This is a genomic window from Pseudomonas sp. MD195_PC81_125 (genome assembly GCF_014060985.1).
GTDB classification, from domain to species: domain Bacteria; phylum Pseudomonadota; class Gammaproteobacteria; order Pseudomonadales; family Pseudomonadaceae; genus Aquipseudomonas; species Aquipseudomonas parakoreensis.
In genome coordinates, this window is sequence record NZ_JABULD010000235.1 from 1 (window position 1) to 19,577 (window position 19,577).

Below are 19,577 nucleotides of genomic sequence, written 5' to 3' on the forward strand. Positions count from 1 at the left end.
TAATTCGGGGGCGTTTTTTGTTGGGGCTATCCAAGTCAGTGGGCTAGGTCAACACACCCAATGCCTTGGCCCGCGCCACCGCCTGCGTACGCCGCTCGACCCCCAACTTGCTGTTGATATGGCTGGCATGGGTTTTCACGGTATGCAGCGAAATGAACAGTTGCTCGCTGATTTCCTGATTGGAACAGCCCTGGGCAATCAAACGCAGAACCGCCAGCTCCCGGCTGCTGAGTTGATCGGCTGCGGTGGACTCGACCACTGGCCGAGTCGCCACCAGCGGAAAATGCGCCAGTAACGGTTGTCCTGCCAATGCCGGCGAAGCATGTAATTGGCTGCGCAACCAGTCCGGATATTCTCTGATCAGTGCGTCAAACGGCTGTATCACGCCACCCGCCGCCGCTTCCAGCGCCTGACTCAATACTTTGCGTGCTTCCGGTTCGCGGCCAGTGCCCAGCAACAAGGCGACCTTCTGCGCCAGCGCCATCACACACAGCAACTGTCGACCGGTTTGCTGACCGCTTTCCAACAGCACATTCAACCGTCCTTCGGCGAGCATCGGCTGCCCTTGAATCACATCGAGCAGCGCTTGCTGCAGTTCGACATGCAATGGCAATTGAGGATGAAATTCCGGTGGCGCCGCTGCACGCTCGCCGGTATAGGTCTGACCAAGACGCGCCAGCCAGGCCTCGGCCAGATCGGTACGGCCCTGCACCAGCCACAGTTCGCATTTGACCAGGGTGATCATCGCCAGGTAGTAGATCGGCGGCACATCCCAGATATGCATCAGGCGCTCGGCTTCGGCGAGTTCGGCAAAGGCCCTGGCAAACTCGCCTAAGCTGCCGTCCAGACGAGCGATCACGCAGTGGCCGATCAACACACTGATATCGCGGCAGGCCCGCGCTTCGGCCAGACCGCTCAGCAATCGAGCCCGGGCCTGTTGGGGTTGCAGGCGCATGGACAACAGAAAACCTTCGTACAGCGTCAGCCGCGCACGCACCGCATACAGACGTTGCGGGGACAGTCCACGCAACCGTTCCAGGCCCTGATGCACCTCATCCAGCGCGCGCAGTATTTCCCCGCGCGACTGCAGTACCCGCGCCCGGTCGTAATGCGCCAAGGCTTCGAACAACGGATTGCCGACCCGCTGCGCCAGTTCGAGGGATTCGCGATTCAGGCCCCGGGCGCGCCACAGGTCGCCGTCGGCGATCGCCAGATTGGACAAGGTCGACAGGCACATCAGACGTTGCCCGTAACGTTTTACCGGCAGGCTTTCCAGCGCTTCGCTGCAATAGCGTTGAGTCAATTCACGATGACCACGCCCACGAGCGATGATCCCGCTGAGCGCCAGCCATTGTGCAAGCATCGACTTCTGCGCAGAGGCCGAAGGCGCGGGCAGGAAGCGACTCAAATGACTGGCCAGCTCTTCAGCGGCATCCAGCTGACAGGCCAGCCCCAGCGCCCAGCTGTACAGAACGATCAAGCGGGGTGTACTGATCAACAGGCTGTCGGGCAAGTCCATCTTCCAGCGCAGCAGCATGCCGATATTCTGCTCGGCGAGCAGTTGTTCCTCGGACAGGTTCTGTACCAGGTTCGCCGCCACATCCAGATGGCCGGCGCGCAAGGCCTGCTCCACCGCTTCGTCGAGCAGCCCTTGAGCATTGAACCAGCGGCAGGCGCGCAGATGCAGGGTCGCCGCCGGCACCAGCGTCTGGGTCAGGGGCCGGCTGCGCAGCAGATCGGAAAACAGATGGTGATAGCGATACCAGTGACCGTGCTCGTCCAGCGGCACCAGGAACACCTGATGCGCCAGCAGAAACCGCAGGATTTCGGCGCTGTCGTGGGCTTCACGCACCGCGTCGCACAGTTCGCTGCAAAAGCGTTCCTGAGGCGCGGTGTCGTAGAGAAATGCCTGTACCTCGGCGGGCAGGCAATCGATGACTTCCTCCAGCAGATAGTCGCGAATCAGCCCCTCCCCGCCGTTCAGCGCTTGCGGTAACGCGGCCTCGCTGCCGGCTTCAGATGCCGCCAGCAACCAGAAACGCAGCCCGGCCACCCAGCCTTCGCTACGCTGGATCAGGTTTTCCAGGGCTTCACCGCGCAATGAACTGCTGTGTCGATCAAGCAGGGTCAGTGCTTCGTCATGGGTCAGTCGCAGATCCTGCTCGTGCAGTTCCAGCAGTTGCCGCGACAGGCGCAGGCGCGCCAGATGCCAGTCCGGGCGCTGCCGACTGGTGACCATGACCAGCAAGCCATCGGGCAGATGATTGAGGAAAAACTGCAGGCAGCGGTCGAGCACCGGGCCTTGGGCGAGATGGTAATCATCGAGCACCAGCAACAGTGGCGCCGTTGGCTGCAGTTGCAGCGCCAGCTCATCGAGCAAGCCGTCGAGCCATTCTTCGAAGGCAAACGGTTGATGGCGCTGGCGCATCTTCAACAGACCCAGCGCGCGACTGCCCAGATTCGGAAAGTAGTCCTGCAACCCTTCCAGCAAACGCTCGAGAAAACGTCCCGGATCGTTATCCCGCGGGCTCAGGCCCAACCAGAGGCTTCGCCAGTGCGCCGGCAGGCTCTGACAGAACTCCACCGCCAGCGAGCTTTTGCCGAAACCTGCTGGCGCACAGACCAGCAACAGGCGCCCCGCAAGCCCCGCACTCAGGCGCTCACACAGACGCGGTCGCAAAACGTATCCGTCGGGCAGTGGCGGGCGAAAAAAACGCCCGTCCAGTGTCGCGACGGCAGCGCTTGCAGGATCCGGAAGCGGGGACAGATCAGTCATGGCCGGCTCTTGTTTGAATGGCTGTTGGCGGCGTAGCAGATGTCCGCAGACTAGCGGTAAACGTAGAGGGTTTGAAGGTTATTGCTACAAATGGCTACAAAAAGACTACGAGCCAGCAGGCGCTCGTGCACAAAATCGCGACGAAAAAAAACGCCCCGAACCAGTCGGGGCGTTTTTTCGGAGGATGCGGCCTCGGGTCAAAGCTTAGCGGATACCGTCCTGGCCCAGGTTGCCCGGCTGGAATTCGCTCTTGGTGGCGGAGAAGCCGAAGTCATACGCTGATTTCTCTTCGTTCTTCATGCCCAGTGCCAGGTAACGGCCCGATTGCAGGTCGTACAGGGCTTCCAGCGCGTACCACGGCACTTGCTTGTCGTAGTAATCCTCGGCATGCGCCTCGGCCACACGCCACAGCTGACCGCGACCGTCGTAATGGTCGATGACCGCTGCCTGCCAGGTGTCTTCGTCGATGTAGAAGTCACGTTTGGCATAGATATGGCGCTGACCCGGTTTCAGGGTAGCGACCACGTGCCAGACCCGACGCAGCTCGTAACGGGTCAGATCCTGATTGATGTGACCGGCCTTGATGATGTCGGCATACTTGAGGGTCGGCGAGTCGATCTTGTAGCTGTTGGAGGCGATGTACATCTCTTTCTTGCCTTCCAGCGCCCAGTCGTAGCGATCCGGCGCACCGTTGTACATGTCGAGGTTGTCGGAAGTGCGCAGACCATCCGCGGCAGTACCCGGACCGTCATAGGACACTTGCGGTGCCTGACGTACACGGCGCTGGCCAGTGGCGTAAACCCAGGCCTTGCGCGGTTCCTTCACCTGGTCGAGGGTTTCGTGCACCAGCAGCACGGTACCGGCCAGACGTGCCGGCGCGGTCACTTTCTGCTTGAAGTAGAACAGGATGTTGCCCGGGTTGGCCGGATCGTAATCCTTCATCTTGTCGCGGAACACGAACTGGTCCTGGAAATACACCAGGCTGAACGAGCCGTTGGTTTGCGGCGTGGCCTGGGTGACCAGACGGGTCACGCTGCCACCGCGATAGCGGGTGATGTGGTTCCAGATCACCTCCAGACCGCTTTTCGGAATCGGGAACGGCACGGCAGTGTCGAAGTTTTCCAGACCGTTACCGCCGGCAACCAGATTGGTGGTGGTGGCGTTCTTCTTGATCGCGGCAAACACGTCATCCGGCACGGTCGAGCCGCGATGGGACGGGTACACCGGCATCTTGAAGGTATCCGGGTAGCGCTTGAACATTGCGTACTGGCCCGGAGCAAGCTTGGCCTTGTACTGCTCGACGTTCTGCGCGGTGATGGTGAACAGCGGTTTTTCACTGCCGAACGGGTCGGACAGGAAACCCTTGCTGTCGACGGTACCGGCATTTTTCGGCAGCGGTTTCCAGGCCGGAATCGAACCGTCGGCGTTACCGGCCATTTCAGCGCCCATCGGCGTCAGGCTCTTGCCCAGTTTGTCGGCTTCGGCGGCGGGAACGGCCGCCATGACGCTGGTCGCGAGCAGCGACAGCCCCAGAACACCGGCTTGGAACAGACTCTTTGTTATTTTCATATGTGTGTTCGTCCTGAAAAAACTGTGCTTAGAAGTTCACGCCAACACTGAGGGCAACGAAGTCACGATCGTCCACGGTCGTGTAGTCGCCGCCAAAGAAGTTGGTGTAGGCCAGGCTCGCCGTGTAGGTGTTCTGGTATTCGGCATCCAGACCGAGGCTGATCGCCTTGCGACCTTCCTCGAAGTTGCCGCCAGGGCCTGGCGAGTAGCCTTTCACGTCATGCGACCAGGCCACGTTCGGCTTGAGGTTCACACCGGCGAACACGTCGCTGTAATCCCAGATCGCACGAGCGCGATAGCCCCACGAGGTCGAGGTGGTGAAACCGTCGTTGTTGCAGTTGCTGGACACGTTATCGCGCGACGCCCCCGGACCGGCACCGTTGATGGTCGAGGTGTTGAGGATCTGCGAGCAGGTGTTCAGACCGCCAGTGGCAGGCAACTCACCCGGGCCGAACACCGGGTCGCGGCCGTAGCGGGCTTCGGATCTGCTCTCCAGGCCACCGACGTGGGTCACGCCGACCTCACCCACCAGGGTCAGGCGGTTGGCGCCCATCACCTGATCGAAGAAGTGCGTCAGGGTGGTTTGCAGTTGGGTGATCTCTTTGCGGTTGTAACCGTGCAGGTCCTGGCCCGGCACGCCGTTGAGGACCGATGCATTGCTCAACGCACCACCCAGCGGACGCACGCCGGCGAACAGGATGTCGGTGGAGTTCAACTGTACCGGCGCATTCGGCCGGTAGCTGACCTCACCGCTCCACGCCGTACCGGTAGGCAGGGTGGTGGAGAAGCTCAGACCGTAGAGGCGAATGTCTTCAGGGTATTCGATGAAGTATTCCGAGTTGCCCGCGACCACCAGTGGCCCCAGCGCCCGGAATGGCCCCGGCAATGCCGCCACGCCGTTATAGATCGACTGTGGCGCGCCGGTGGCGCTGAAGATCGGCGCGCGGCTGTGATAGTTCATGAAGTAGGCACCGAACTCGGTGGCCAGCGGGTCGAACATGTACTTGGCGGAAACGCCCCACTGTCCGCTGTCACGCGCATTGCGATTAGGCGAACGGCGCACCAGCACACCCTCTTCGTTGACGTCGACACCCGCGCCTGCCAACGGGCCGAGCGCGATGGCCGGGATGGTCGAGCGCTTGTTCAATACCCGCAGGTTGTCGTCGCAACCGGTAGTGACGATGTCCGGCTGCGAGAAGAACGTTCCGCAGTTGTCGGTGACGGTCTTCTGCCAGTCGATCTGATAGAAACCTTCGGCCGAAAGGTTTTCGGTGAGGCTCTGCGACACATAGAACATGTTGACCGGGATCAGACCTTCCTTGATCTCGGCACCCGGACGACGAAACGCGGACACGTCGATCGGGTTGATCGAGTTGATGCCACCGCCGATGAAGGTACTTTCGCCCCAGTTCACTACCTGCTTGCCCAGGCGCACCGAACCTGGCTCATCGGCAATCGAGTAGTTGTGGTAAACGAAGGCGTCGAGGATCTGCCCGCCAGAAGAACGCGCCGCCACATCGCGGTTGTGGTTGCTGACGTCCTTGTATTCCAGGTCCTGGTTCTGCAGCGCGAAGTCGTACCAGTATTTGCCCCGGACGAAGACCCCGGTGTCGCCGTATTTCAATTCGAGATCATGGATGCCTTTGAAGATCTTCGAGAAGGCTTGCCCGCTCTTGAAGTTCAGGTGACCGTTGTCGGAGGTCTGGGACAGGCCCTTGCCGCCGTTGTTGACACCAATAAGGTCCTTGTTCGGCTGCTGAGTCGAGATACTCATGCCCAGGGAGAGCGAAGAGTCGAACTGACCTTCGATTTCACCGACGTTGAAACTGACGCCGAATGCGGGCCCGGCGAGCGTAGAGGCAAGACTGACGGCCAGAGGCAGTTTAGCCCGGCGCCAGAACTGGTTTACTGATGTCATCGACGCTACTCCATGTGCATTATTGTTATGGCATTGAGTACTTTTAAAAACGCCTGGAAGACCGGGAGCCAGTAGCCGCCCGACGTCACTCCAAAGTTGCATCGCCCCGTGTCGTGCGTGTGCCCCGTTCTTAAAAATCCTTGAGCGGACTATAGCCAGCAGGTGGGTATCGCTTGATCCCTCTAAAGTGTGATTTGCAGCTGCCAGCCACTCTGGAACAGTCCTTTCGCCAGTCCGACAGATGTCGGCCCGGCAAGGATGGCTGATTTTTTCGATTTAACAAGCCAAGCGCTTGCTTGGTGGGTCTGGCGCGCCGTTTTCGGCGCGCCAGCAGACACTCAAAGTGTCGAGAGGAAGGTGCTGTTGTTGGCCTGCCATTCGGTGATGTCGAGGCGAATGCGCTTCTTGTCGAGCTTGCCGACACTGGTCTTGGGAATTTCCGTAACAAGGGCGATCTGGCTCGGAATCGCCCACTTGCTCAAGTGCCCCAATTCCACGAACGGCTTGAGGTGTTCCTTGAGCTCGCGCGCGCCGATCTCGTGACCTTCGCGGATCACCAGCAGCGCAAACGGCCGTTCGCCCCACTGCGGATCGGCGATGCCCACCACTGCTACTTCACGTACCGCCACATGACGGCTGATCAGGTCTTCGAGGTCCAGCGAAGAGATCCACTCGCCGCCGGTCTTGATCACGTCCTTGATGCGGTCGCGGATGTCGATCACGCCCATGCTGTCGAGCGTTGCCACATCGCCGGTGTGCAGCCAGCCGCCGGCCCACAGTTCGGCGCCTTTCTGCGGCTCGTTGAAATAGCCTTCGGTCAGCCACGGTGCGCGCAGCACCAGCTCGCCCTGGGTTTCGCCATCGGCGGGGAGGAAGTTGCCCTCGGCGTCGACGATCGCCGCTTCCACCAACGGCCCCGGCACACCAGCCTTGATCCGGTAAGTGGTGCGCTCGTCTTCGGTGCCGGCCATCAATTCGTCGTTGAGGTGCGCACACGAGACCAGCGGCCCGGTCTCCGACATACCGTACGCCGCCGTCAACTGAATGCCCCGGGCCTTGGCGGTTTCATACAGCGTGCGATTGAGCGCACTGCCGCCGATGACGATTTTCCAGCCGCCGAAATCGGTGCCCTGCGCGCCTTTGGCGTTGAGCAGCATTTGCAGGATGGTCGGCACGCAGTGGGAGAACGTGACCTTCTCCTTGCGCCACAGCTCGACCAGGAACTCCGGGTCGTAACGCCCCGGATAAACCTGCTTGAGCCCGAGCATCGTCGCCACGTACGGCAAACCCCAGGCATGCACATGGAACATCGGCGTGATCGGCATGTACACGTCGTTGGTGCCGAGCAGGCGCACGCTGTCGATCGCGCCCATGATCGTCGACACGCCCATGGTGTGCAGCACCAGTTGCCGATGGGTGAAGTACACGCCCTTCGGATTGCCGGTAGTACCGGTGGTGTAGAACGTGGTGGCGACGGAGTTCTCGTCGAAATCCTGAAAGTCGTAGTGCGCACTGGCGGCGGCCAGCAGTTGCTCGTACTCGCCGACCAGATTCGGCAGCTCGGCGGTCTTTTCCGGCAGATCGGTCAGCAGCAGGGTTTTCTCCACCGTGGTCAGGTGCGGCGCGATGGCCTGATACAGTCCGACGAACTCGCTGTTGACCAGCACGAAGCGGTCCTCGGCGTGGTTCATGGTGTAGAGGATCTGCTCCGGCGACAGCCGTACGTTGATGGTGTGAATCACCGCGCCGAGCATCGGGATGGCGAACATGCATTCCAGGTAGCGATGGCTGTCCCAGTCCATCACCGCCACGGTGTCCCCCGCCTTCACCCCGGCCGCCGTCAACACGTTGGCCAGCCGCGCAACCCGCTCGATCAGGGTCGGATAGCTGTAACGCAACTGGTCACGGTAGATGATCTCGCGGGTTTTCTCGTAACGGGCGCCGGACATCAGCAACCGCTTGATCAGCAATGGATACTGGTAGGCCCCATCGGCCGGGGGAATGACGCGAGTCTGCAACATATGAATCCCTTTTCTGGCTGCACGGTGTTGGCGTAGAGAGCATTACTCTAGAGCCGTTATACCCCAGCCAAATCAGCCGAAGGAATGATTTGCACAGCCGTACAAATGCTAGCTTTGCGCCAGCATTTGCCGGTATTTCAGCGCCGATCAGGCCGTTTGCCCTACAGCCGCTTCGGAAGGCGTCCGTGGGAAAACCAGCGCAGCAAGGAAGGTCAATGCGCCGAAACCCGCCAGAATCAAGTAAAGCCCTGCGAAACCATGACGCGGCTCGACATAGGCAATCAGCGGAATCGCTGTCGCACTGGCGCCGAACGACAGGCAGTAACGCAGGGCGAAGACCCGTGACTGCCACTGCGGCGCGACAAAATTGGCGACCATTGAGTCGTTCACCGTGACCTGACCGAACACCACGAACATGAACGCCGCACCGAGCACGATCACTGCCCAGCCATCGACATACGCCATGGCGTACAACAGCGGCGCCTGAAACAGCGTCAACACAATAAACGGCCATTTCAGGCTGACTCGGTGCAACACCTGGCCGATGCTCAACTGCGCCACTGCACCAAAGGCATACGCCAGGCTGACCACCACGCCGAGGGTTTGCGGCGAGGCGAACAAGTCATGCAGACGTTCCTGAAACAGCTTCGGGTAGGTCATGGTGGTGGCGTTGAACACTACACCGCCGGTGGCCGTCGCCAGTGCCAGCACACCAAACACCATGAGCATCGAAATCCGCTGCCCGGCAGCGCCCTTCAGTGCGGTGTGCGGACGCTGCGGGATCGGCTCTTCGCGCACCTGCACGGCGAAGCCGATTCCCAGCATGATCGCCACCACGCCCGGTAACACAAAGGCCGAACGCCAGCCGAACTGCGCCACCAGCAAACCGGTGACCAGCGCCGAGAACGCCACGCCGAGGTTGCCCCACATGCCATTGATGCCGATCTCCCGCCCGCGATTCTGCGCGTAGGCCACCAGCATCGCGGTGCCCACCGGGTGGTAGATCGCGGCGAAAATTCCGATCAAGGTCAACCCGATCACCAGCATCGTCGGGCTGGTGCTCAGCCCGGTGAAGATTGCCGAGGCGCCGATGCCGAAGAAAAACACCAGCATCATCTGCCGCCGGCTCCAGTGATCGCCCAGCCAGCCGGCGGGTAACGAGCAGGCGCCAAAGGCAATGAACCCACCCAGGGACAGACCGATCAGCGCGGCGTAATCGAGACCAAAGGCCTGGGTCATGCCGAGCACGGCGGCGGGGAAAATCAGCATGAACATGTGATCGATCACATGGGCAGCATTGACGTAGCGGATCACGTTTCGGGATTGGTTCATGGCGGCACGCTTTAGTTTGTTATGGGCGAATGGTTGTCAGCGGCTTTATGCTAAGTTGGCGAAAAAGCGCATACCTGCCAACCAGGTCATCGAATCCGACATGTTGATCAGCCACTTCGAACACGGCCCGGTGAGTGCCTATCCCCGGGATTATCTGGACGGCGCGCACCAGCCGCTGCACCTGCACCGCGAGGCGCAGTTGCTGTATGCCGTCAGAGGGATCATGCGGGTGGTCACCGCCCTCGGTGCCTGGGTGATTCCGCCAAGCCGCGCGGTATGGATTCCGCCGCAGGTCGCGCACGAGATATTCATGTCCGGCGATGTGCAGATGCGCTCGCTGTTCATTGCCCCCGAGCTGTCACCGGTCAGCCTGCAACAGTGCTGCGTGCTGGCGGTGACGCCGTTACTGCGCGAGCTGATCCTGCGCGCCGTACAAGGCCCGCCGCACGCGGACAATCCGCTGATCCAGCAGTTGATGCTGGAAGAGCTCGCCAGCCTGGAAAACCTGCCGCTGCACATTCCAATGCCCACCGACCGACGCCTGCAGAACATCTGTCTGGCGTTGCTGGACACCCCGGATCACCCCAACACCCTGGAAGACTGGGCGCAACAGGTCGGCGCCAGCTCACGCACTCTGGCGCGGCTGTTCCAGCGACAATTGAAGATGAGTTTCAACGCCTGGCGCCAGCAACTGCGCCTGATGGAAGCGCTGCCGCGCCTGCTAGCCGGGGACAGCGTGCAGCGCGTGGCGCGGGACCTGGGGTACGGCAGCGCGCGGGCGTTCAGCGCGATGTTTCGCCGTTTGCTCGGGGAGAATCCTCGGGATTATCTGCAAACCCTGAGCAAGCTGAGCGAACTCGTGTAGGAGCTGTCGAGTGAAACGAGGCTGCGATCTTTTGATTCTGCTTTTAGAAGATAAAAAGATCGCAGCCTGCGGCAGCTCCTACAGTGAGTGTTGATCAATGCATCTCGGTGAACGCCAGTTTCACGCCGATCGCGATCAGCACCGCACCCATGGTGCGGTCGAACCAGTGGCCCATGCGGGCGAAACCGGCGCGTACGCGTTGCTGGCTGAACAGCATCGCCACCAGACAGAACCAGGTCGCAGTCGCCACCGCCAGGTAAACCCCGTACCCGGCCTGCACCGCCAGCGGGGTGTGCGGGTTGATCACCACAGTGAACAGCGACAGGAAAAACAGCGTGGCTTTCGGGTTCAGGCCATTGGTGACGAAGCCTGAAGTGAAGGCGCCGCGCGCGGTACGCACGCCAGCTTCCTTGTGCAGGTCATCGGTAACGATTTTCGTCGGCTGCGCGCGCAAGGCTTTGAAGCCGATGTACAGCAGGTAAGCGGCGGCGGCCCATTTCAAGGCGTTGAACAACACGATCGACTGCGACACGATCAGGCCGATGCCCAGCAGCGAATAACCCACATGCAGGAAAATCGCCGTGCCCACACCCAGCGCGGTCCAGGTGCCGGCGCGACGACCATGGGTCACGCTCTCGCGCACCACCACGGCAAAGTCCGGTCCGGGGCTGGCCACGGCCAGCAGGTGGATCAGGGCAACGGTCAAGAACTCGGTCCAGTACATGGGGGCTCCTCTTTAATGAGTAAAAACAATTCATCAACTGGTTCAAACCCTGTGGCGAGGGAGCTTGCTCCCGCTCGGCTGCGCAGCAGCCGTAACCTGAAACACCGGTGTGCCTGACACAGTACGGTGAATGGGTCTGGGTCTGCTTCGCAGCCCAGAGGGAGCAAGCTCCCTCGCCACAGGGAAGGCGCCTGCCTCTGGCTGAGTAACCAATTGTTTCATCTGGTAGGCTCGGCAGATTACGCCTTCCGTTCCAAGCACAAAAGGTACAGTTGATGACGAACCCGCGCCGCGCCGTATTCCTCGATCACCCGTCTCTGGATCTCGGCGATCTTGACCTCAGCCCCTTGCGCACCTGCTTCAGCGACCTGCAACTGTTCGCCCAGGTCGCACCGGAACAAGTCGCCGAACGCCTGCACGGTGCCTGCGTGGCGATCACCAACAAGATCCGCATCGACGCCGCCGCGATGGCCGCCAATCCCGATCTGCAACTGATCCTGATCACCGCCACCGGCACCAACAACGTCGATCTGGACGCGGCCCGCGCCCACGGCATTACCGTGTGCAACTGTCAGGGTTACGGCACGCCGTCGGTGGCGCAACACACGATCATGTTGCTGCTCAACCTCGCCACCCGCCTGACCGATTATCAAAAAGCCGTTGGCGACGGTCGCTGGCAGCAAGCCAGACAGTTCTGCCTGCTGGACTACCCGATCGTCGAACTGGAGGGCAAAACCCTCGGTCTGCTCGGTCATGGCGAGCTCGGCGGCGCGGTCGCAAGGCTGGCCGAAGCCTTTGGCATGCGCGTATTGCTCGGGCAGATTCCCGGCCGCCCGGCACGCCCGGATCGTCTGCCCCTGGACGAACTGCTGCCGCAGATCGACGCCCTGACGTTGCACTGCCCGCTTAATGAACACACCCGACACGTCATCGGCGCCCGCGAGCTGGCGGCGATGAAACCCGGCGCCTTTGTGGTCAACACCGCTCGCGGTGGTTTGATCGACGAGCAAGCCTTGGCCGATGCCCTGCGCAACGGTCACCTCGGCGGTGCGGCGACCGATGTGCTCAGTGTCGAACCGCCGGTCAACGGCAACCCGCTGCTGGCGGGCGATATTCCACGGCTGATCGTCACTCCGCACAACGCCTGGGGCAGTCGCGAAGCACGGCAGCGTATCGTTGGCCAATTGACCGAAAACGCCCAGGCGTTCTTCAGCGGTACAGCGCTGCGGGTCGTCAGTTGATAAACTGCGGCACTTTTTTTTCCAAGGAGCAGTTATGGATCCGCGCAGTGAAGTACTGCTTCGTCAGGCCGAGTTATTCCAGGGTTCGCTGTTACTGGCCGGTTTGCCCGCCGACGATTTGCTCGGGCGTTTGCCGAATGCGTTCGGCTGGTGCTGGCACGCCGGCGATCAAGCCGCACTTGATGCTCGTTTCGAAGGCCGCAGCCATTTCGGCGTAAACGTGCCGGAGCGCGCGTTCGACAGCGCGGTGGTGTTTTTGCCCAAGTCCAAGGACCTGACCGACTACATCCTCAACGCGGTGGCCGCACGTCTGCCCGGGCGCGAAGTGTTTCTGGTCGGGGAAAAACGCAGCGGAATCGAGGGTGCTTCCAAGCAGCTCAACCCGTTCGGCAAGCCGCGCAAACTCGACAGCGCGCGCCATTGCCAACTGTGGCAAGTGACCGTGGCCAATGCGCCGGAAGCCAAATCGCTGGAAAGCCTGGCGCAGACTTACGAGCTGCCACTGGCCGAAGGCCCGCTTAAAGTCATCAGCCTGCCCGGTGTATTCAGTCATGGCCGGCTGGATCGTGGCAGCGCCCTGCTGCTGGAGCATCTGGACAAACTGCCGAGCGGTCATCTGCTGGATTTCGGTTGTGGCGCCGGGGTTTTGGGCGCGGCGGTCAAACGGCGTTATCCGCACAATCAGGTGACCCTGCTCGACGTCGATGCCTTCGCTGCCGCCAGCAGTCGTCTGACTTTGGCGGCCAACGGTCTGGAAGCCGAAGTGCTGACCGGTGACGGCATCGATGCTGCACCCATGGGTTTGAACGCGATTCTGAGCAACCCGCCGTTCCATGTCGGGGTGCATACGGATTATTTCGCTACTGAGAATTTGCTGCGAAAAGCAGCCAAACATCTGAAAAACGGCGGCGAACTGCGCTTGGTTGCGAACAGCTTCCTGAAGTATCAGCCATTGATCGAAGAGCACCTGGGCGTGTGCGCGATCAAGGCCGAAGGCAATGGTTTCCGGATTTACCGGGCCAAGCGCGGCTGAAAATTAGCACTTGCCGAATGGATTCTGCCTAGGCAGAATCCGCTCCGTCCTAGGGGAGTAGTCTCCCACGAGCGCCAAGCTCGTCCGGCATACGTCAACATACTTGATCCTCAGATCATGGCGTATGCGACCCCAGCGTCCGCACCAGACGGATCGCAGGGTTTGACAAGACCTATGACACGCACACCTTACCCGGGGCGGGGAAGGCTGTACGTGTCATAGCCGTGTCGACCCGCCCCTTAGGAAAATCCTGATGCTGGACTCGTTACTCGTTCCCACCGCAATCGTTGCCTTGGCCGAAATCGGCGACAAGACGCAACTGCTCGCGCTGATTCTCGCCGCTCGCTTTCGCAAACCCTGGCCGATCATTGCCGGTATCATCGCCGCGACCCTGGCCAACCACGCAGCAGCCGGTGCGGTAGGCGCCTGGTTCGGCAGCTTCTTCTCCGACTCGGTGTTGCACTGGATTCTTGCCGCGAGCTTCGCCGCCACTGCACTGTGGACGCTGGTCCCGGACAAGATGGATGACGATGAAGCCAGCACCGCGCGTAAGTTCGGGCCCTTCCTGACCACGTTGATCGCGTTCTTCCTCGCGGAAATCGGTGACAAGACGCAGATCGCCACTGTGATGCTGGCGGCGCAATACCCTGAGCTGTGGCTGGTGATTATCGGCACCACGGCAGGCATGCTGATTGCCAACGTGCCGGTGGTCTTGGCGGGTAACTTTGCTGCGGAGAAATTGCCACTGACGTTGATCCGTCGCCTGGCGGCTTCGGCGTTCTTCATTCTGGCGATTGTTGCGGTGTACAAGGCGATGCAGAGCAGTGGCTGGATTTAACCCTATCCACTGAACCCCACAAAATCTGTGGTGAGGGGATTTATCCCCGATGGGCTGCGAAGCGCCCCAAAGCTGACCACCTCGGTGTACCTGGTACACCGCAGTCATAGGTTTTGGGGCTGCTTCGCAGCCCATCGGGGATGAATCCCCTCACTACAGCAGCAGGTTCGACTTGCCCGGAATGCCTATCAGGACTTCGGGGCTTTCTCGTACAACGGCATCACCTTCGGAATCGCCGCCTGCAACGAGGCGATCCGGCTGGACGAGGCCGGGTGAGTGCTCATGAATTCCGGTGGTGCGCCTTCCGAGGCCTTGCTCATCTTGTTCCACAAGGTGATCGCGGCATTCGGGTTGTAGCCGGCGCGCGCGGCCAGTTCGAGGCCAATCAGATCGGCTTCGTTTTCATTGGCGCGACTGTTGGGCAAGGTCATGCCGTAGTTGGCCACGGTGTCGGCCAGCGCCAGGCTGTCCTGGCCCAGACCGAACAACGCGCCGGCGCCCTGCTTGGCCATCTCGATCCCATAAGCCTTGGACATCGCTTCACGACCGTGCTCGCGCAGGGCGTGGGCGATTTCGTGGCCCATGACTGCGGCGATTTCATCGTCGGTCAGCTTCAGGCTGTCGATCAGTCCGGTGTAGAAAATGATCTTGCCGCCAGGCCCGCAGTTGGCGTTGAGCTCATCGCTCTTGATCAGGTTGACTTCCCATTGCCACTGCGCGGCATCCGGGCGGAAATTCGGCGCCTGAGCGATCAGCCGGTTGGCAATTGCCTGAACCCGCTTGGCCTCCGGGCTGGTCTTGTCCAGCACGCCTTTGCTCGACGCCTCGCCGACGGTCTTCTGATAGGACTGGGCATACATCTGGTCGACCTCTTGCGAGGACAGCATGCTGAACATGTACTGCTTGCGCTCCACGCCCACGGCTCCGCCGCTGGTGGTGTTGACCGACTGACAACCGGCCAGCAACAACGCTGCGCTCAGTGCACTTACAACCAATGTCTTGTTCATTCAAAAGCTCCCTGAAAACCTGCCGCGTATCCTAGGGGGTGAATTGTATCGGCGCCAGATACAACAGACGTGTTGCAGCGTCTTTCGGAAGTTTCCCACCGTTGTTGTCGTAAAAAATTCACAGCAACCGGCAAGTCTGCTGCCGCTGCGTCGCGCACCGATCCATTTGCGACATCCTCCGCCCTTTGTTCCGCTCAACACTCATGGCGCCATGCCTGCTGCCGATACAACAGCGCAGACGTCCTCTCGCGTGCGGAGCTCCCATGAAGTTCAAGTCGATCCAGTTTTCCGTCGCCGCCCTGGCCGGCGCCATCGTCCTCAGCGTGGTCGCCGCGCTGGTGCTGTACGCGCTGTTTTCCGGCGCCCGCACTCAAGACATGGTGCAACAGCGCACCCAGGCGCAATTCGAACAAGTCATCGAACAGCGCCTGACCTCGCTGGCGCAGACCCAGGTCAGCCAGATCCAGCGCGAACTCGAAGCGCCGCTGCTGATCGCCGGCGGACTGGTGCGGGTCAACACGCTGCTCGGCACACCGGGCGCCGACGGCCAGCCGCGACTGAACATCAGCCGCGAGCAATTGATCAGCCTGATCAAGGAAAACGTCGAGCAGAACCCGAAAATTCTCGGCACCTACATCGGCTGGGAAAAGAACGCACTGGACCACAATGACGCGGCCTACGTCGGCAGCGCCGTGACCGGTATCGATCCCGCCAATGGACGTTTCCTGCCGTGGTGGTTCCGCAATACCGACGGCAGTCTGGGCGTGGACAAACTGGCCGATGTCGACGATCAGAAAACCCTGTCCACCGGGGTGCGCGCCAGTGAGTATTACCTCTGCTCCAAGGAAACCAGAAAACCCTGCGTGATCGATCCGGCGCCGTACAAAGTCGGCGACAAAGTCGTCATGCTCGCCTCGTTCATTGAACCGATCATGCTCAACGGCGCATTCCAGGGCATCGTCGGCGCCGACCTGTCAGTGAACTTCATTCAGGACATGCTTCTCGCCGCCAACCAGAAGCTGTACAGCGGTGCCGGGCAAATGGCCCTGATCGGCGGCAACGGCCGGATCGTGGCCTACACCCAGGACCCGAGCAAATTCGGTGAAAAGATCAGCGACATTCTCGACGCCGAACAGATTGCCAACATGGCCAATCTCAAACGCGGCGAAGTCACCTACTCCGTCAACAAGGACAAGGGCCGCATCGAGTTGTACCTGCCATTCGGCATCGGCCAGACCGACGCGCACTGGACCCTGATGCTGCAACTGCCGTTGAACGCGGTAATGGCCGACCTGCAGAAACTTCAGGCCGATCTCGAGGCCCAGCGCAAATCCGATACCTTCGGCATGGCCATGGTCGGTCTGATCATCGCCGGCATCGGCCTGCTGGTGATCTGGCTGGTGGGCCACGGCATCGCCCGCCCCCTGAAGCAGATGGTCGCCATGCTCGACGACATTGCCAAAGGTGAAGGCGATCTGACCCGTCGCTTGAGCAGTGATCGAAGCGATGAACTCGGCTCGATTGCCAAAGGCTTCAACACCTTCCTCGCCAAATTGCAGGCGATGATCACGCAGGTGGTGACGTCGGTGCAGAGCGTCAGCGATTCCTCCGAACACACGGCCGACATCGCCATTCGCACCAACATCGGCATTCAGAAACAAATGGCCGAGATCGATCAGGTCGCCACGGCCGTGCAGGAAATGACCGCCACTGCGCAAGACGTGGCGCGCAACGCCACCCAGGCGGCGCAAGCCGCCAGCCATGCGGATCAGGCTGCAGGCCAAGGCATGCAGATCGTCCGTGATACCTCGAATTCGATTGGTGCGCTGGCGCTGGAAATCGGCAAAGCCGTGGGCGTGGTGCAGACCCTGGCCAAGGACAGTGAAAACATCAACGCGATCCTGACTGCCATACGCGGGATCGCCGAGCAGACCAACCTGCTGGCGCTGAACGCCGCGATCGAAGCGGCGCGTGCCGGCGAACAGGGGCGCGGCTTTGCCGTGGTGGCGGACGAGGTGCGCAATCTGGCGCAGAAGACCCAGAAGGCCACCGAAGAAATCCAGAGCATGATCCAGCAACTGCAACAGGGCACCCGCGACGTGGTGCGGGTCATGGAGGACAGCCAGAACCGCACCGACGAAAGCGTGCAGCACGCGGCGAAAGCGGCTGAAGCGCTGGAGACGATTACTCAGGCGGTGTCGGTGATCAATGACATGAACACGCAGATCGCCAGTGCCGCTGAAGAGCAAAGCGCCGTGGCGGATGACATCAACCGCAACGTGATCAATATCGGTCAGGTAGCGAATGAGGTGGCGGGCGGTGCGGATGAGTCGAGTTCGGCGAGTGCCGGCCTGACCAAACTGGCGGAGCAGCAGCGGCGGTTGATCAATCAGTTCAAGGTTTAACAGCAAGATCAAAAGATCGTAGCCTGCGGCAGCTCCTACAGGGGGAGTTGCGTTACAGATCCAGCACCAGCAACTGCTCGCTCTGCGCTGGCACCGCGCAGCAAATCAGCACCTGCCCCGCTTCCGGCATGTCCGCCGGGGGCTGTGGATAATTCACCGCGCCACTGACCAGGCGCGTCTTGCAGGTGCCGCACGAACCGCCACGGCAACTGAACTCGGGGCGCAGGCCACGGCTTTCTGCGAGCTCCAGCAGACTGCCGCCGTCCGGCTGCCAGCGCGCCTCCTTGGCAGAACGTTCGAACATCACCGGTACGGACGTGATGGCGGCCGGTGGTTGCTCGATGACCACCGCATCCGGGTCCGGCTGGCGCTTGAGCGTCGACGGGCCGAAGGTTTCGGCATGGATCCGCGCGTCGCGTATGTCCAGCTCACGCAGACTGTCGTAGACACTTTGGGTAAAAGCGCCGGGACCACAGACAGCAAAATCGATCTGGTCGTAATCCTCGACCTCCAGCAGATCACGCAGCAGTGCCCCATCAATGCGCCCATGGCGGTCGAAATCCTCGCCCTCGTGCGCATCGGCTTCCGGCTGACTGAGCAGGCGAATCACCCGTACCGCGTCGCCAGCACTTTCCAGCAAGCGATCAAGTTCCTGGCGAAACGGCTGATCGGCCAGGCTGCGCGAACTCTGCAGCAACCACGTCGGCCGAATCCGCCGAGTGCGCAGACCTTGATACACCACCTCGCGCAGCATCGACAGCAACGGCGTAATGCCAACCCCCGCCGCCAGCAGCACCAGCGGCCGTTGTTCCAGCGGCGCCACCGTGAAGTGCCCCTGTGGCGCCCGTGCCTCAAGAACATCGCCGACCCGGATCTGCTGGTGCAAATGGCCTGAGATCAAGCCCTCGCGTTTCACACTGATGCGCAGGAAATCATCCGATGGCGCACTCGACAGGCTGTAGGTGCGGATATGCGTTTCCCCGTTCAGAGTGAAGCGCAGCGGCAGATGCTGGCCGGCCTGAAACACTGGCATCCCTGCACCGTCGTCCGGTTGCAGATAGATCGAGCGGATGTGCTGGCTCTCCCTTTCGATACGGGTTACCCGCAGCGGCCGCCAGCGGTCACCGAGAGCCTTGGCCTGCAGACGTGCGTCCGCCTGGGCCCAGGTGCCGGTCAACAGGCTGGTGGGCGACATGCCGTCGAAGCGCCAGCGCAGGGCCAGTGCCGCCGGACGCCGCACGAGTTTCTCGACCTCGAATGTCCACAGACGCTCGGCGCCCTGGAACGCTTCAATCTGCGGCCCTTCAAGGATGATTTCGGTCCGCCCGCTCAGTTGCAGCACATCGCCTGTGGAAAAGTCGATGAACAGCAGGCCGGCCTTGGGATTGAGCAGCAGGTTGCCGAGCGTGTTGAAGTGCAGGTTGCCGGCAAAATCCGGGATGGTCAGGCGATGACCTTCGACCCGGACAAACCCGGCCTGCCCGCCGCGATGGGAAACATCCACCGCAGGTTGTCCGTCGGCATCGACGTAACTGGCGACAAAGAAGGTGTCGGCGCCTTCGATCATCGCCCGGGCCGCGTCATCAAGACCGTTGCCGTGCTGCGCTGGCCGCGTCTGCGGATCGCTCAGCGGCACGCGCTGGAACTGACGCAGTTGAATGTATTGCGGACAGTTGCCGAAAGCCTGATCCACGCTCACCTCGAAACCCTGCTCGGTGAGATTGGCGACATGACCGTTGAGGCGATTGCGGCGGCGGGTATGCAATTCAATGCCGAGCAACCCGATCGGTTCGTCATTGCGCAATTGCGCTGGATCATCAGCAGCGGGTTGGCTGGCGAAATGCAGGT

13 protein-coding genes, 1 pseudogene and 1 riboswitch are annotated in these 19,577 nt (G+C 61.2%); of the genes and pseudogenes, 6 read left to right on the forward strand and 8 right to left on the reverse strand.

Going from position 1 to position 19,577, the window contains the following annotated elements; translation table 11 throughout:
• Positions 1-43 precede the first annotated feature (43 nt).
• From HT737_RS10125 to HT737_RS10145, 5 genes are all read right to left on the reverse strand, one after another.
• Positions 44-2,776, reverse strand: coding sequence for a LuxR C-terminal-related transcriptional regulator (locus HT737_RS10125; protein ID WP_182402428.1), 2,733 nt, complete (start codon positions 2,774-2,776; stop codon positions 44-46).
• A 204-nt stretch (positions 2,777-2,980) separates the two neighbouring features.
• Positions 2,981-4,345: a DUF1329 domain-containing protein gene (locus HT737_RS10130; RefSeq protein WP_047296448.1), complete on the reverse strand. Its 1,365-nt coding sequence runs from the start codon at positions 4,343-4,345 to the stop codon at positions 2,981-2,983.
• Between the two features lie 28 nt (positions 4,346-4,373).
• Positions 4,374-6,263 carry a DUF1302 domain-containing protein gene (locus HT737_RS10135; protein ID WP_047296449.1) on the reverse strand — a complete coding sequence of 630 codons (1,890 nt, stop codon included), beginning with the start codon at positions 6,261-6,263 and terminating at the stop codon, positions 4,374-4,376.
• A gap of 338 nt (positions 6,264-6,601) precedes the next feature.
• Complete coding sequence (locus HT737_RS10140) at positions 6,602-8,284, reverse strand: fatty acid--CoA ligase (RefSeq protein WP_047296451.1); 1,683 nt, start codon at positions 8,282-8,284, stop codon at positions 6,602-6,604.
• Positions 8,285-8,431: 147 nt separating this feature from the next.
• Positions 8,432-9,616 carry an MFS transporter gene (locus HT737_RS10145; protein ID WP_121187144.1) on the reverse strand — a complete coding sequence of 395 codons (1,185 nt, stop codon included), beginning with the start codon at positions 9,614-9,616 and terminating at the stop codon, positions 8,432-8,434.
• A 100-nt stretch (positions 9,617-9,716) separates the two neighbouring features.
• On the opposite strand from HT737_RS10145, the gene HT737_RS10150 reads away from it, so the two are divergent.
• Positions 9,717-10,481, forward strand: coding sequence for a helix-turn-helix domain-containing protein (locus tag HT737_RS10150; protein WP_182402430.1), 765 nt, complete (start codon positions 9,717-9,719; stop codon positions 10,479-10,481).
• A gap of 94 nt (positions 10,482-10,575) precedes the next feature.
• Here HT737_RS10150 and HT737_RS10155 read toward each other — a convergent pair whose 3' ends face one another.
• The gene (locus HT737_RS10155; protein WP_182402432.1) at positions 10,576-11,205 is read right to left on the reverse strand and encodes a LysE family translocator; all 630 of its coding nucleotides are present in this window, start codon (positions 11,203-11,205) and stop codon (positions 10,576-10,578) included.
• A 275-nt stretch (positions 11,206-11,480) separates the two neighbouring features.
• Here HT737_RS10155 and HT737_RS10160 point away from each other — a divergent pair, with 275 nt between their 5' ends.
• The 3 genes from HT737_RS10160 (at position 11,481) to HT737_RS10170 (ending at position 14,317) form a co-directional block, all read left to right on the forward strand.
• Positions 11,481-12,446: a 2-hydroxyacid dehydrogenase gene (locus tag HT737_RS10160; protein WP_182402434.1), complete on the forward strand. Its 966-nt coding sequence runs from the start codon at positions 11,481-11,483 to the stop codon at positions 12,444-12,446.
• A gap of 34 nt (positions 12,447-12,480) precedes the next feature.
• The gene (locus tag HT737_RS10165) at positions 12,481-13,479 is read left to right on the forward strand and encodes a class I SAM-dependent methyltransferase (RefSeq protein ID WP_047296460.1); all 999 of its coding nucleotides are present in this window, start codon (positions 12,481-12,483) and stop codon (positions 13,477-13,479) included.
• Positions 13,480-13,519: 40 nt separating this feature from the next.
• A riboswitch (yybP-ykoY riboswitch) is annotated at positions 13,520-13,656 on the forward strand.
• A gap of 76 nt (positions 13,657-13,732) precedes the next feature.
• Positions 13,733-14,317 (forward strand): TMEM165/GDT1 family protein, encoded by a 585-nt coding sequence (locus HT737_RS10170; RefSeq protein ID WP_182402436.1) that lies wholly within the window; start codon positions 13,733-13,735, stop codon positions 14,315-14,317.
• 188 nt (positions 14,318-14,505) lie between these two features.
• Here the strand turns inward: HT737_RS10170 and HT737_RS10175 are convergent, their stop codons facing one another.
• A complete protein-coding gene (locus HT737_RS10175; RefSeq protein WP_025109318.1) occupies positions 14,506-15,324 on the reverse strand; it encodes a M48 family metallopeptidase in 819 nt (272 codons plus the stop codon).
• A 1,352-nt stretch (positions 15,325-16,676) separates the two neighbouring features.
• On the opposite strand from HT737_RS10175, the pseudogene HT737_RS32695 reads away from it, so the two are divergent.
• Positions 16,677-16,874, forward strand: a pseudogene (locus HT737_RS32695) (HAMP domain-containing protein); the annotation flags it as partial.
• A gap of 111 nt (positions 16,875-16,985) precedes the next feature.
• Positions 16,986-17,729, forward strand: coding sequence for a methyl-accepting chemotaxis protein (locus tag HT737_RS32700; RefSeq protein WP_371260437.1), 744 nt, complete (start codon positions 16,986-16,988; stop codon positions 17,727-17,729).
• A 52-nt stretch (positions 17,730-17,781) separates the two neighbouring features.
• Here the strand turns inward: HT737_RS32700 and HT737_RS10185 are convergent.
• The coding region (locus HT737_RS10185; protein ID WP_182402440.1) for a pyridoxamine 5'-phosphate oxidase family protein at positions 17,782-19,577 on the reverse strand (1,796 nt) is incomplete at its 5' end.

Bases quoted from the DNA above. Each gene is read 5' to 3' on its own strand.
- HT737_RS10125 (WP_182402428.1), bottom strand. From the start codon at position 2,776: ATGACTGATCTGTCCCCGCTTCCGGATCCTGCAAGCGCTGCCGTCGCG.
- HT737_RS10130 (WP_047296448.1), bottom strand. From the start codon at position 4,345: ATGAAAATAACAAAGAGTCTGTTCCAAGCCGGTGTTCTGGGGCTGTCG.
- HT737_RS10135 (WP_047296449.1), bottom strand. From the start codon at position 6,263: ATGACATCAGTAAACCAGTTCTGGCGCCGGGCTAAACTGCCTCTGGCC.
- HT737_RS10140 (WP_047296451.1), bottom strand. From the start codon at position 8,284: ATGTTGCAGACTCGCGTCATTCCCCCGGCCGATGGGGCCTACCAGTAT.
- HT737_RS10145 (WP_121187144.1), bottom strand. From the start codon at position 9,616: ATGAACCAATCCCGAAACGTGATCCGCTACGTCAATGCTGCCCATGTG.
- HT737_RS10150 (WP_182402430.1), top strand. From the start codon at position 9,717: ATGTTGATCAGCCACTTCGAACACGGCCCGGTGAGTGCCTATCCCCGG.
- HT737_RS10155 (WP_182402432.1), bottom strand. From the start codon at position 11,205: ATGTACTGGACCGAGTTCTTGACCGTTGCCCTGATCCACCTGCTGGCC.
- HT737_RS10160 (WP_182402434.1), top strand. From the start codon at position 11,481: ATGACGAACCCGCGCCGCGCCGTATTCCTCGATCACCCGTCTCTGGAT.
- HT737_RS10165 (WP_047296460.1), top strand. From the start codon at position 12,481: ATGGATCCGCGCAGTGAAGTACTGCTTCGTCAGGCCGAGTTATTCCAG.
- HT737_RS10170 (WP_182402436.1), top strand. From the start codon at position 13,733: ATGCTGGACTCGTTACTCGTTCCCACCGCAATCGTTGCCTTGGCCGAA.
- HT737_RS10175 (WP_025109318.1), bottom strand. From the start codon at position 15,324: ATGAACAAGACATTGGTTGTAAGTGCACTGAGCGCAGCGTTGTTGCTG.
- HT737_RS32700 (WP_371260437.1), top strand. From the start codon at position 16,986: ATGGCCGAGATCGATCAGGTCGCCACGGCCGTGCAGGAAATGACCGCC.